Source organism: Affinundibacterium danionis (genome assembly GCF_042432465.1).
Classification (GTDB): Bacteria; Pseudomonadota; Gammaproteobacteria; order Burkholderiales; family Burkholderiaceae_D; genus Undibacterium; species Undibacterium danionis.
Map to the genome: position 1 here is coordinate 97,917 of NZ_JBHLXJ010000013.1, position 12,886 is coordinate 110,802.

The 12,886-nt window shown below is 45.6% G+C and carries 18 protein-coding genes; 13 read left to right on the forward strand and 5 right to left on the reverse strand.

Going from position 1 to position 12,886, the window contains the following annotated elements; translation table 11 throughout:
• The first annotated feature begins 232 nt into the window (after positions 1-232).
• From ACFFJH_RS11720 to ACFFJH_RS11730, 3 genes are all read left to right on the forward strand, one after another.
• Entirely contained in the window at positions 233-1,114 is an 882-nt protein-coding gene (locus ACFFJH_RS11720; RefSeq protein ID WP_390212816.1) for an AraC family transcriptional regulator, read from the forward strand.
• Positions 1,115-1,549: 435 nt separating this feature from the next.
• Positions 1,550-1,918 (forward strand): hypothetical protein, encoded by a 369-nt coding sequence (locus ACFFJH_RS11725; protein WP_390212818.1) that lies wholly within the window; start codon positions 1,550-1,552, stop codon positions 1,916-1,918.
• A 178-nt stretch (positions 1,919-2,096) separates the two neighbouring features.
• Entirely contained in the window at positions 2,097-2,342 is a 246-nt protein-coding gene (locus tag ACFFJH_RS11730; protein ID WP_390212820.1) for a hypothetical protein, read from the forward strand.
• A 306-nt stretch (positions 2,343-2,648) separates the two neighbouring features.
• On the opposite strand, the gene ACFFJH_RS11735 is transcribed toward ACFFJH_RS11730, so the two are convergent.
• Positions 2,649-2,921, reverse strand: coding sequence for a hypothetical protein (locus ACFFJH_RS11735; RefSeq protein ID WP_390212822.1), 273 nt, complete (start codon positions 2,919-2,921; stop codon positions 2,649-2,651).
• A 396-nt stretch (positions 2,922-3,317) separates the two neighbouring features.
• On the opposite strand from ACFFJH_RS11735, the gene ACFFJH_RS11740 reads away from it, so the two are divergent.
• Positions 3,318-3,665, forward strand: a complete 348-nt coding sequence (locus ACFFJH_RS11740) for a hypothetical protein (RefSeq protein ID WP_390212824.1) — start codon at positions 3,318-3,320, stop codon at positions 3,663-3,665.
• A gap of 296 nt (positions 3,666-3,961) precedes the next feature.
• On the opposite strand, the gene ACFFJH_RS11745 is transcribed toward ACFFJH_RS11740, so the two are convergent.
• Together ACFFJH_RS11745 and ACFFJH_RS11750 are read right to left on the reverse strand one after the other, a co-directional pair.
• Complete coding sequence (locus ACFFJH_RS11745) at positions 3,962-4,759, reverse strand: IS110 family RNA-guided transposase (protein ID WP_390212826.1); 798 nt, start codon at positions 4,757-4,759, stop codon at positions 3,962-3,964.
• A 25-nt stretch (positions 4,760-4,784) separates the two neighbouring features.
• A complete protein-coding gene (locus ACFFJH_RS11750) occupies positions 4,785-5,054 on the reverse strand; it encodes a hypothetical protein (RefSeq protein ID WP_390212829.1) in 270 nt (89 codons plus the stop codon).
• A 133-nt stretch (positions 5,055-5,187) separates the two neighbouring features.
• On the opposite strand from ACFFJH_RS11750, the gene ACFFJH_RS11755 reads away from it, so the two are divergent.
• From ACFFJH_RS11755 to ACFFJH_RS11795, 9 genes are all read left to right on the forward strand, one after another.
• Positions 5,188-5,634, forward strand: coding sequence for a hypothetical protein (locus ACFFJH_RS11755; RefSeq protein WP_390212830.1), 447 nt, complete (start codon positions 5,188-5,190; stop codon positions 5,632-5,634).
• Positions 5,635-5,721: 87 nt separating this feature from the next.
• Complete coding sequence (locus tag ACFFJH_RS11760; protein WP_390212832.1) at positions 5,722-5,973, forward strand: type IV pilus assembly protein FimV; 252 nt, start codon at positions 5,722-5,724, stop codon at positions 5,971-5,973.
• Between the two features lie 376 nt (positions 5,974-6,349).
• On the forward strand, positions 6,350-6,958 hold the full coding sequence (locus ACFFJH_RS11765; protein ID WP_390212834.1) for a M15 family metallopeptidase: 609 nt from the start codon (positions 6,350-6,352) through the stop codon (positions 6,956-6,958).
• 153 nt (positions 6,959-7,111) lie between these two features.
• Complete coding sequence (locus tag ACFFJH_RS11770; protein WP_390212836.1) at positions 7,112-7,468, forward strand: VOC family protein; 357 nt, start codon at positions 7,112-7,114, stop codon at positions 7,466-7,468.
• A 117-nt stretch (positions 7,469-7,585) separates the two neighbouring features.
• On the forward strand, positions 7,586-7,984 hold the full coding sequence (locus tag ACFFJH_RS11775) for a VOC family protein (RefSeq protein ID WP_390212838.1): 399 nt from the start codon (positions 7,586-7,588) through the stop codon (positions 7,982-7,984).
• Between the two features lie 104 nt (positions 7,985-8,088).
• On the forward strand, positions 8,089-8,811 hold the full coding sequence (locus ACFFJH_RS11780; RefSeq protein ID WP_390212839.1) for a hypothetical protein: 723 nt from the start codon (positions 8,089-8,091) through the stop codon (positions 8,809-8,811).
• A 54-nt stretch (positions 8,812-8,865) separates the two neighbouring features.
• The gene (locus tag ACFFJH_RS11785) at positions 8,866-9,096 is read left to right on the forward strand and encodes an addiction module protein (RefSeq protein WP_390212841.1); all 231 of its coding nucleotides are present in this window, start codon (positions 8,866-8,868) and stop codon (positions 9,094-9,096) included.
• Positions 9,096-9,386 (forward strand): type II toxin-antitoxin system RelE/ParE family toxin, encoded by a 291-nt coding sequence (locus ACFFJH_RS11790; protein WP_390212843.1) that lies wholly within the window; start codon positions 9,096-9,098, stop codon positions 9,384-9,386. The genes ACFFJH_RS11785 and ACFFJH_RS11790 overlap by 1 nt, the downstream gene beginning before the upstream one ends.
• Positions 9,387-9,432: 46 nt before the next feature.
• The gene (locus tag ACFFJH_RS11795) at positions 9,433-10,050 is read left to right on the forward strand and encodes a demethoxyubiquinone hydroxylase family protein (RefSeq protein ID WP_390212845.1); all 618 of its coding nucleotides are present in this window, start codon (positions 9,433-9,435) and stop codon (positions 10,048-10,050) included.
• A 3-nt stretch (positions 10,051-10,053) separates the two neighbouring features.
• On the opposite strand, the gene ACFFJH_RS11800 is transcribed toward ACFFJH_RS11795, so the two are convergent.
• Both ACFFJH_RS11800 and ACFFJH_RS11805 read right to left on the reverse strand, forming a co-directional pair.
• Positions 10,054-11,403, reverse strand: a complete 1,350-nt coding sequence (locus ACFFJH_RS11800; RefSeq protein WP_390212848.1) for a GH1 family beta-glucosidase — start codon at positions 11,401-11,403, stop codon at positions 10,054-10,056.
• Positions 11,404-11,448: 45 nt separating this feature from the next.
• Positions 11,449-12,756, reverse strand: coding sequence for a sugar MFS transporter (locus tag ACFFJH_RS11805; protein WP_390213193.1), 1,308 nt, complete (start codon positions 12,754-12,756; stop codon positions 11,449-11,451).
• Positions 12,757-12,886: the final 130 nt, after the last annotated feature.

The following is a 12,886-nucleotide window of genomic DNA, read 5'->3' on the forward strand; positions in this document are numbered from 1 at the left end:
TACGTAAAATGTCAAAGGAGGGTCATAACACTTTGTGAATATTTCGTCTGCGATTAAAGTTTAAAACAATCAGGCGGGTACAGTGCGTCTAACTCCACTCTTGGGAATAAAACTCTTGTGTGCGTAGCGCGCTAGCCCTCAGGATATATAGAGTTTAAAAATAGCAAGAAAAGGTGAGATTGTGGTTTATATGACTGGGTAAAATAAGATCTTACTAGGAGGTTTATTAAGTATGACTTGGTCACAAAGAATGAATCTTGCAATTGAATATATTGAAAGCAATCTAGAGAGCACGCTCAATGTTGAGCATATCGCAAGAGTTGCATGTTGTTCTCAATATCACTTCCATCGAATGTTTTTTGCTTGCTTTAAAGTTACGTGCGCTGAGTATGTTAGAAGGCGAAAACTTACCTTAGCTGCGGTTGAGCTGATGAGCACTAACAAAAGCGTCCTTGATGTCGCTTTGAAATATGGATACGAGTCTCCCAATGCTTTTGCTCGCGCTTTTCGGAAAATGCATGGGATGAATCCAAGTCAAACCCGCCGGAGTTCTGCAACACTCTCGACATATGATCGAGTCTTCTTCCCATTAAAAAATCAAAGTGGAGAAAACATGAACTATAAAATAATTACAATTTCAGAATTCCAAATTCTTGGCAAAAGCAAAGACTTTGCTTTTGAAGAATTCGTTAAAAACGGTTCAAAGTTCTGGAAAGAATATGTCAATTCAGAAGACTATCTAAAGCTTGGTGACCTACAGCAGGGGCGGCCTGGTCCCAAAACGAATGCTCCATTGCTGTCTGCCTATTTTCCGAAAGAAGATGGAAATCGAAACGAATTCATCGATGTTCTGGGTATAGAAGCTACAAATGCCTCGGAAACTAATGGACATGAAATCCACTCAGTCCCTTCAGCCACCTACGCAGAGTTTTATTGCACCTATAAAACATCAATGCGAACAAATCGGTATATTTATGGAGAGTGGTTTGCCGCAACTGGGTATGAAAGAGATGGGAATAAGCCAGATATCGTGTCTTATTTTCCTATACCATTCAGACCTATGAACGAGATGCGAATTCGCTGGTGGGTTCCAGTGGTAGGTAAGCAAAAGTAAAACGAATAAAAACAAATGGACTCAATTCTCTGACTCTGTTGCATCCATCTTCAATAAAACCAACTGGCACTTACAGTAAGCTGGAATAGTCAATTCAAGACTTTCATTTATTTTGCTAGTGAGCATACAAGTATTGAACGGTGTTATACATTTTTTGGGCTCTCACACCTCAACGAGTTTTCTATCTCTACATCAAACTAATCACGACATACCATGACCGTTTCCGCTTTTGGTTATCGTGAATGACCCTAGCTAGCTCGCGATAAGCAGTTGATTTATAGGTGGATTTTTCTTCCAAGTGGAATTTGTATTTTTATTATAAGTCGGTTATCGTTGCAACTTGTCAAATTAAATCACGTTAGGCTCTATATGCTCTGCCGATTTCTGACGGCAATTTCATTTCTGCTTGTCCTTTCAAACGCCAAGGCTATGGCGATGGATGCGACAGGAACTTGGGAGTATCACGGCCCGGCCGAATTGGGTAAGTGGCTAAAGACCGAGCAGCGTAACAACAAAGTACGCTTTCAACTCGAATTGCAAAGAGGCTCTCCTTCATATAACTCAGGATGGATCGAGGGCGAGTTTGAATTGCACGACAAATCTGGAACATTTCAAAAGACATTTTACGGCAGGTTATGTGAGATTACCTTTCAGTTTTTCTCAAACCATGTCGAAATCAGTCAGTCAGCGGGTAGTGATTCTGATTGTGGATTTGGAAACAACGTTTGGGCACAGGGAAGATTGAAGCGCAAAAGTCGAAGCATTCCGAAGTTTACTAACAATGATCCACGCACAGGCGACTAACCCGGTAAGTCGCAATTTTTTCGCAGGCGTATTGCGCGACAAACGGTTGAACATTGTAAACAATTATTTCCTCTGGTTCGTTTAATTGCCAAATGAAAATTTTTGCTTCAAAACATAATTTAGTAACGATCCATCAGAGTAGCATCGCCCATTAAAAAGCTAACTAGAAAGCTAACTTATGCAAAATAATTTAACTAACATCATTACCGTCATTTTTATTGCCATTTTGGCTTTTGTAATAATAACAGCAATCCTACAATGGCTATGGAATATGACAATCCCAGATGTTTTCGGTTTTAAGAAAATCACATTTTGGCAAGCTTTGAGGCTAATTCTAATTGGCTCAATTCTCTTTGGTAGCCATCCCAAAATAAGCAAAGATTTCAGCCTATCGCTTAATCATAAAGTCAGCATTGTTGCTTAACCGAGGTTTCCATTAATGTAAGGGAAATCAAGGGATCACCATATATTTAACATTCCTAACATTCGTCTGTTCACCCGATATGCAGAAATATAGTCGACAATCAATTGCAAAGAGTGCAGCAATCGCACCACTTCTGGTACCAAGTCTCGTGCTGGCTTACCTGATGTTTGTGTCCGCTTCAATGGGTGTAGTTCATGCTGGCGAGGGACTAGTCTTCGGTGCAATACTTGGAGTGGCACTGTTTTTTGGATACGTGTTATTTTTTATCACTGGGTTACCAGTATATTTCCTAAGTAAAAATCGAATTCAGACAAAACTATGGAAAGCGATTATTTTTTCTGGGATATTGGGATTGTCTGTGGTCGGTTCACTATCTACATATGCTCTCCTACTAGCTGAAGCAAAGTTACAATCATTTGATGTAATAATAATTTGCGTGTCCATAGCTTTGGTTTCGTCGGCGATGTTTACACTGTTCATATTTTTAGCAAAGAAATTCACAAATACGGCTGAACCCGGTAAAACGTAATCATTTCGTAAGGCGTTTTGCGCCGCATGCAGGTTGATGGTAGCAGGCAAGTATTTCCTCAGATTATTCGTGAAGATGATAAATTATTCTGCCAGTGAACATGCAAGTATCGAACGGTGTTATACACTTTCTTAACTCTCACACCTCTACGAGTTTTCTATCACGACATGCTATGACCGTTTACGCTTTTGGTTATCGTAAATGACCCTAGCTAGCTCGCGATAAGCAGTTGATTTATAGGCGAATTTTTCTTCCAAGTGGAATTTGTATTTTTATTACAAGTCGGTTATCGTTGCAACTTGTTAAATTAAATCACGTTAGGCCCCATGAAAAGCATCCTTACGACCGTTGCTCTCCTCGCAAGCCCAATAGTCTGCTCGGCTAATGGCATCTCAGATGCTGAGCTTTCTCTCGGTGGCGTCGCGATCGGAGATACCGAGAAGCAGGTGATAGCTGTACTAGGCCGCGCGCCTTCCAAAGCCGATACGGGCGAAGGAGTGGCACTGCGATACGCCGACATTACGGTACAAGTTGGTTGGCTTGAGAAACCAGCTTCTGGCAAGCAACGCCGCGTATTTCAAGTGACGGCTACTGGTGCCAATATCTGCACACCATCGGGCATTTGTCCGGGCACGACGGTAACAAAGGTTATGGCGACTTACGGCCAGCCTGTTAGCTCTAAGAGAGAGACTGGCAAATACCTTGAGTACTACAGCCATCAGTCATCCTGCTGGCTTCAGCTAAGCATTTCAGGTGGCGCCGTTCAGACCATTAGCGCCGTCTGCCAGCCATGAGCCCTAACCATTCGTATATGGACTCCCCCGAAAGTACAAGAAATTAATCAATAGTTTTGGCGCGAGGAATAAGCCTGCAGTCGTATATCCGGCATCTAATGTGGAATCTATTTTGTTCCGTGCCGACATGGAATCTGCGTGATCATTGCGCCACTCGCTACAAGCGACAGGCTTAACGCTGCCGGAAGGGTTATCGGCGTTCAATGATCTGGTTGCGTTCCGTTGTGCCATGATGGGTGATTAATCTCTACGCAAAGGCTGGTGAGAAATCATTCTTTCAATTCTTAATTGGTGAATTAAGCTGGCATTGCATACGAAGTCCTTTCTAATTTTTTATTCATGCGTTGTACGGTTCCATAGTCTTCACCATCACGCAGCGTGGCGTAACAAATGCGGGCCAGTTTGTTGGCTAGTGCGCAGGCCGCTTTGTTGTGGTTAGTTCGACCTTGCACTTTCAGTGCCCAGCTTCGTAGATCGTCTAAGTGTCGCCCCGCACTAAAGCCGACGCTAGCCGCTCGTAAAACGGAGCGAGCGCCGTGCGTCAATAGCATACGAAGATAGCGATCACCGCGTTTGGAAATGTGTCCTAGGTATCGCGTGTTACCAGATGAGTACTCTTTCGGCGTCAGTCCGAACCAACTCGCGAAATGACGAGCATCTTTGAAGTGAGCAGCGCTTCCACTTGTGGCAGCAACCATCGCGGTCGCCGTTAATAAGCCGATGCCTGGTATTGAAAGTAGGGTTGTGCATGCTGCACTTTGCTTCGCGAGCTGGGTCAGTTCTTTTTCTAATTGAGTGACTCGTGCTTCAAGTAAATGGATTTCTTCGATCAGCAACTTCATTGTTCCGCGTATCAGATGAGGAACAGAAGTATTTGGATCGGCTAGAACGCGTGAGATTTGTTCTATGCCGTTGCGACTTCCAGTCGCAACGGAAATACCAAATTCACGACAGAAACCGCGCAGTGCATTGATGCGTGAGGTGCGCGTTCCCATCCACAGTGAACGTGTGCGATGCAAACCTTGCAAAGCTTGTTGTTCAATCGATTTAATCTTAACAGGGCGAATATCGGCACAACGCGCAGCTTCTAACAACGCACATGCATCGGCGGCATCGGTTTTATTGCGTTTTATTTACATCAACTGCGGCTCTAATGTATGCTGCGGGAAGTAATTTGACTTCGATACCAAGAGCATTTAAAGAACGCGCCCAATGATGAGCGGAGCCCCAAGCTTCCATAATGACCAGCGAAACATTGCGATTAGTGAACCATCGTTCGAATTGTGCACGAGTCAATCGGTGTTGCTCGATTACTCGCCATTGTGTGTCGGCGACCGCAAGTTGAAAAACAGATTTGGCCAAATCAACGGCCACAGTAGTAGTATTCATAGTGGACTCCTTACGTTGAAATCTGATCCCCATCCCCAATGTGAACCAGTGCGCTTAATATCGCGTAAAAAGACGGGGGAGTCCATCCCATCATTGCAGTGGACGGCCGCCACTGAACTCAATCGTTAGGCTTATGTTTAAGGCTCTTCTTAAAGCGGTAGGTAGCAAATTTTCGAACTCAAAGCCACCAGCGCCGAACGAAATTTTCGTTATAGATTTCTTTACGCAAAAGGGAGAATTGGCAACGCACGGAACAATTTCTCTTACTAATGGTTTGCCGAAATCAACGTGGACCGTTGCTGACGGAACGACTGAAAGAAAATTTCCGGTTTTTGTTGATGAAGAAATGTTTCGCGACATTTGGGATTTCATTGGTAATACTCCAGAATTAGGTCAATTTCAAGTTCGTTCTTCAGAGGAACAACTTGATTTTCGCAAAAATTTTGTGATAAGAATTATTTTTGACTTTGAAGAGCAAAGTGATAGAAGGACTTACCTAGTGCCCCATACCTGTCAATCGACCTCCGTAATGGACTGGGTCCTGAAAATCACAGCACTGTCCGAAACTCAATTGGCATAACATGACTTTCGAAAATGACGTGCGAAGCGGAGCTTTCTTTAAATTTACAGATTGGCGCGCGCGCCTTTCAAATCAACATTAAACATCATGATTAAACCTGATCCCATCGCAGAAGCAGAAGCAGAAGTATTTATCGCCTATGGTCGCAAGGCGCAGGCTATTGAGCTGCTCAAAGCAGCCGCGAGCGCGTATCCAGAACGGGATGACATTCGCCAACGTCTGGCCTCGTTGGAACTTGCTTCCCCAGCGGGCGACATGCAACAGAACAAGCTCATTCTCGCGCTCGCGGTCATCGCCGTGCTTGTCGCCGTCGTAGCAGTGGGTATGACCATCTTCTAATTCTGATTGCCTCCAAATGACTGCGAGTCGGCGCACGACAAGTAATTAATTTACAATTGGTTTTTTCTACCAAGTGGTGTTTGTGATTTTGGTACTTATCGGTTATCTTTGTATTTTGTGAATGATGGCTACCTAATTAAATACAAGCATGGCGGCGGCCCCGTCAATTTGCGTTAAAACTGTGTTTTACTCCGACACAAAAATATTCGAAAACCACGCTCAAAATCAACCTCTCAAATCAGCTATCTTCAACAATCACTATCATCTGAACAGTCAAAACCACCTGTATTTTGTCGCGCATTTTGCAAATAGACCGTTTTACACAAGCTCGTGAACTACCATAAAAACCTAGTCCCAACTCATCAAGGAGCTGTTTATGGAAATTACTGAAATGATCAAGGCGATCCAACGTAAGCTGAAGATTGACGATGATGGCAAAGCGGGATCGGAAACTTGGGGTGCTATTTACGCTGCCATTGTCAAACCTACCATCTCTGGCGTTGTGCCTGCTATCGTGATCTCTAAAGTAGATGATCGCAGCGAGAAAAATATCGGCACACTACTTCCCGAAGTTCAGCCGATTGCAAGAGCCTTAGTGCAGAAGGCCGCAGCCAACGGCATACAGATCAAGATCATCAGTGGACTGCGAAGCTACGAACAGCAAGACGCACTCTACGCTCAGGGGCGCACGGCACCAGGTCCGAAAGTGACCAATGCTCGTGGCGGCTACTCCAATCACAACTTTGGCATCGCGTTTGACGTAGGTGTCTTTTCGGGAAACAGTTACCTGCCAGAATCGCCCAAATACAAGGCGGTTGGGGTACTGGGGATGGACATAGGACTTGAGTGGGGTGGTAATTGGACTTCCGTAGTTGATCAGCCCCACTTTCAATTACGTCCAACTTGGGCAAGCGCGCTGTCTGAGAAAGAGATGCTTGCCGAATTACGAGATCGCGTTGCCTCGGGGCGGTCAATTTTTGCTTAGTGTGACACCCACTCGATCATTCCAACGAAGGTCAGTCGCTGGATTCAAACATAAAGTGTCGTCTAGATGCGTACTCTGACTAAACTATTTGTCGGGCGTGTGGTCATCAAATTTTCAAGCTTTCACTATTGCTTCCCATTCTAAGGAAATGTCATGACAGAGCAGGTTCAAGTTCATTATTTAGAAATCGTTACACCGCAGCCTGAGCAATTGTGTGAAGCATATTCGCAGTCGCTCAAGGTCACATTTAGTGCGCCAATCGCTGAATTAGGAGGCGCCAGAACGGCTAGGCTCTCTAGTGGTGGAACAGTTGGAATACGCGCACCTATGCACCAAGCCGAAGAGCCCACTACCCGTCCCTATTATCTTGTTGCCGACATAGCCAAGGCGGTCGAAGAGGCGAAAAGTGCTGGCGCGCATATCGCCGTTCCTCCCATGGAGATTCCCGGTCGCGGCAAATGTGCGATCGTGATGTTTGGCGTTGTTCAAAGCGGATTTTGGCAAATCTAAATGGCAGTGAGCCTTAGTTTGTGTGCTGAGCGGATAGCCAAAACTCGCTAAAATATAGCACTACAAGTGCTCAAATTCATTCACAGTTTTCCTTCCTCAGGTCAAAAGGAGCAGTTCATGAGCAAACAGATTTATCTCAATCTTCCCGTGTCTAATCTGCCCAAATCAATCGCCTTCTTTAAGGCGCTTGGATTTGAAAGCCATCCTCAGTTTTCTAGTGATAGTGGCGCTTGTATGATTATCAGCGATGCGATTTTTGTCATGTTGTGTACCCAAGAGCGATTTCGTGATTTCACACCAAAAGCAATTTGCGATACCAATGTCGCGGTAGAAATGCTGATCAATCTTTGCTGTGAAAGCCGCGAAGAAGTCGATCGCCTGGTGGCAAGTGCACTCGCTGCGGGCGGCACTAGTTATGATCAAGCTGAGGACTTAGGATTTATGTACTCACATAGCTTCGTCGATCCGGATGGACATGGATGGGGGCTCTTTCACATCAAACCGCCAGAGCAGTAGTATCCTGTGATGAAATTGATCCATCACAAGGATAGAGACAAAATAACTGGCTGCGCTCAATTATTGTTCTGAACAATTTCTACAAAACATTCATAGGACACATCATGCCTTTGGCTAAACACGCCGTATCATCTTTGTTTTTATCATCCCTGTTTTTCAGTCTGCTGACCCCAATGGCCTCCGCAATAGATAGCATTCCCACCGAGATCATGCAGGTCGGTACTTTCCACAGCGGCGAAGTGCCTAATGTTGCTGGACGCAATTGGTTTGCTTTAATGATCAACGGTGAGCAAGCTGAACTCAAAACGGCCGCGCCAAAAATCAAAACCGTATTTGACGGCATCATGGACGATGAAAATAACAAAGCCTCATATTCGGGCAAGCAAGTCGAAGTAAAAGGTCCAGAACCCTTTATGCTCATCAGAAGACAGGGCCTGACAACTGGCGTGGTCCAACAAGCTAGCATTACCACCACCGACCAAGGTCAAACCATCACCTTCGATAAAACGGTGTACACGGTCGAGCACCAATGCAAGAAAAAGAGCAAAGCTGAAGAATTTGCATCATGCAAAGTCTATTTAGTCGGTAACGGTAATGGGAACAACATTAAGCAATGGCTAGGCGACACCTTGGAAAATGGTGACAGTGATTTCAACGAAACGATCAGCGTATCGTGGGCTGGCGACATCGACCGCGACGGCAAAATCGACCTCATCATCGAAAAATCTCGCTACAACAATTCAGATACGGTATTACTTTTATCCTCAGCAGCAAAAGCGGGAAAGCATGTGCATGAGGTGGCTAAGTTGTCTCGGCAGGGGTGTTGATATTGAAGTGACGTATAATCTTTTGTGCTTTAAAGCTCCCAGAAGGAGAACAAAATGTCTTTAAACCTGTTAGAACTAGAACAAAAAGCCTCTCAGTTAACGGCTGACGAAAGAGCCGAGTTGGCTTTGTTTTTACTTGTAACGCTAGAGCCAGCCGATTCTGGAGATATCGAGAGCGCATGGCAAATTGAAGCGAAATCAAGACTCGCCGAAATCAAACGAGGTGAGGCAACATTGGTATCTGCCGAAGACGTCTTCGATAAATTGCATCGTCAACTCAACTGATGCAAGTTAAGTTTCATACTGAAGCTGAAGCTGAACTTACTGAAGCTGCTTTGTATTATGAAGACAAAGTAGCTGGTTTAGGCAAATCGTTCGTAGCCGATATACAAAATGCTGTGACATTTATTCGATTGCATCCAGACACACCACCACGTCTTGGACAACTACTCCGAAAATTCGTCGTCAAACGTTTTCCATATTCAATCATTTACCAACATGATGAACATGGTATTTTCATCTTGGCCGTCGCCCATAATAAACGACGCCCTGGTATGCATAATGTTATTCAATAAGCTCAAATTTTCGACATATTAGTAACGTCAGCATTGGAAAAACATCATGACTAAAGCATCTGAAAGTATTAAACAAGGATTGCAGGAAGCGATTGCACATATTCAAAATAAGACGATCGCTGCACGCACTCATCTCCCTGTTATGCATGACTCAGCACTCGGATCACGCATCCTAAAAGTCAATCATGCTGGAGAGCATGGCGCGATTTGCATCTACTCAGGACAGATTTTTATTGCCCGACTCACGGCACGCGATATGGTCGCCGAGCTTAGAGAATTCCAATCTCACGAAAAAAGACATCGTGCGATTTTCTGGTCAGAGTTACAGCGCCGCAATCAGCCACGTTGTCGTAGCTACTGGCTCTGTGCGCTGGGTGGATTCTTACTTGGTCTGGGCTCTGGGCTATTCGGGCGTAAGGCAATTGCGGCCACTACCGTTGCGGTCGAACGTGTTGTGCTGCGCCACCTTGAGCATCAATTGGAGCAACTGCGAGACAAAGACGATGCTGCCGTGATCGCTATCTCGTCTATTATTGAAGACGAACGTCAACATCACGATCATTCGGCATCACATCTGGATGGTGGCGAGTTTTGGGCACGACTACTGTCTCCGATAATTGAAGCATCTACCGAAGCGGTGATTTGGATCGGTATGCGGGGGTGAACACTACCCCACTCTCCCCCGAAACCTCTGCACAAACCCCTTAAACCAAATCGCACTATCTTTCCAAATTCTGCGTTGGCTCACATAATCTACGTAGATCAATCCAAAGCGACGTAGGTAGCCTGAATTCCATTCGAAGTTATCGAGTAGGCTCCAATAGAAAAATCCCTTGATGTTCACGCCCGCTTCGATGGCTTTGGCGACTTCTTGAAAGTGACGTTGCATGTAGTCGATGCGTGGCGTGTCGTGAATTTGTTCGCCGTCTAATTGGTCGGCGACAGCCATGCCGTTTTCTGTGATGTAGATGGGAGGCAATCCTAGGTCTTTGTATTCTTGGTGTATGCCGATCAAAAGGCGGCTTAAGCCTTCTGGATAAATTTCCCAGCCCATATCGGTTAAGCCTAATTTGGTTTCAGGCTGGCGTGGTGGTGTTTCTGTACTGACGTAAGCGCGAAAATAGTAATTGATCCCCAGAAAATCTAAGGCTTGATGGATCACTTCCATATCACCCGGTAGAACGATGAAACGAGACTGATCTATTTTTGCTAGTGCCAAAGCTGGATAGTGGCCGCGAAAAATAGGGTCCATAAACCACTGCACAGAACGCGCATATTCCCACGCTGCGGCGGCATGATCGGCCGCGCTATCGGTCGCGGGATCGGCAGTCCATTGATTTAAAACGATGCCTAGTTTAGCTTTTTTATTTTGAGTACGCATTGCTTGTATTGCCAAACCATGCGAGAGCAAAAGATGGTGTGACACCTGCAAGGCGGCTACTTCGTCCTTCACGCCAGGTGCAAATTGGCCATTGCCATAGCCTAAATTTGCGGTACACCAAGGCTCATTATGGGTAGCAATACTCGCCAGCTGATCACCAAAACGAGCGGCCATTTCCCTTGCGTATTGAGCAAAATGATAGGCCGTATCTCGATTGAGCCAGCCACCGTCATCTTGTAAAGCTTGTGGTAGATCCCAGTGATACAAGGTCATATGTGCGCTGATATTTTTTTCAGCTAAAGCACTGATCAAACGTGCGTAAAACGCCATACCTTCTTCATTCCAAGCACCGCGCCCATCGGGCTGTACGCGCGACCACGATACCGAGAAACGATAGGCATCAAGACCAAGATTCGCGATATGTTCCACATCTTCAGCGTAGCGATGGTAATGATCACAGGCCACGTCGCCATTGCTGTCATCGAGTATCTTGCCCGGCGTATGGCTAAAAGTATCCCAGATCGACGCTGCTCTGCCGCCTTCATTGGCGGCACCTTCAATTTGATAAGCACTGGTGGCGACGCCCCACACAAATCCGGCAGGAAATTGCTGGGCTAGAGTAGTTTGTTCAGACATGGTTGGTTCCTCATTGTTCTTTAGTGTGCACTAATAGGCCAAGCTTCAAGCAGCTGGCTTGTCGTACATACCTGCATACTTCACTCCGAAGTAGCAGATGAACAGATAGCATGCAGCAGGCACAAAGAACGACCATTGCAAACCAATTTGATCGGCGAAAAATCCCTGTATAAAGGGAACTATCGCACCGCCGACTATGGCCATACACAAGACACCTGAACCTTGTCCTGTGAACTTACCAAGATCTTTTAAAGCCATGCTAAAAATGGTTGGGAACATAATCGAGTTGCATAATCCCACTGCGATAATCGCCCACATCGCCACGCTACCCCGAGCAAAAATAGCCGCCAAAATCAGCGCGATAGAGCACGCAGCGTTGAATGCCAAAGCTTTACCTGGGCTAACTTTACGCATCACCACAAAACCGATGAAACGCCCTATCATGGCGCCACCCCAGTAATAGCTGACGTAATGCGCAGCATCAGCAGCGCTCAAATTAGCGACCTGACTTTCACCCAAAAAATTAATCAAAAAACTGCCGATACTCACTTCTCCACCCACATACAAAAAGATGCCAATTGCCCCTAACACCAGATGTCTATGCGCAAAAACAGACGTATGTGAACTAGCTCCGGTGCTACTGATCACGGCTTCTTCATCATGAGAAATTTTGGGTAAGCGTGCCAGTGCGAACAAGATCGCCAACACTAACAACGCTGCCGCCAACGCCAAGTACGGCCCTTGTACTGCGGCGGCTTCTTTGGCTCTATGTGCCAATTGTTCGGCGGCTGGTAAGGCATCAAACTGAGCTGCCGTCATGACCACGCCGGAGAGAATTAGAAATCCACCTAAAGACGGCGCAATCGTGGTGCCGAGTGAATTAAATGCTTGCGTTAGAGTCAAACGACTGGACGCCGTTTTTGCGTCACCCAATACGGTGACGTAAGGATTTGCCGCCACTTGCAGAATCGTGATGCCCGATGCCAACACAAAAAATGCCAGCAGAAATAGACCGTAGCCGCGTGTCGCAGCGGGATAAAACAAAGCGCAGCCAGTAGCAGCAATCACCAAACCAACTACCGCGCCACTTTGATAACCTATCCGTTTTATCAGAATTCCTGCTGGCCAAGACACAATGAAATAGGCACCAAAAAAACAAAATTGCACCAACATCGCCTGTACATAAGTCAGCGTGTAGATGGATTTCAAATGCGGAATCAAGACGTCGTTGAGCGAGGTGAGCAAACCCCACATGAAGAACAATAGGGTGACGATTACTAAGGCGGAATTATTGTTTTTGACTGCGCTGTTCACGCCGCCATTGTCTCGATTGGATAAAACATTACTGCCCATTTGACTTGCCATGTTGTGCCTCCTTTTTTTATTTGCTCTTATTTGTTTTTTTGGATTACTGAAATCTTGTGAAGCTGGTTCTATCTGGATGTTCTCCTTCCCCTTCAAGGGGAGGGAATTTACGGCTCAA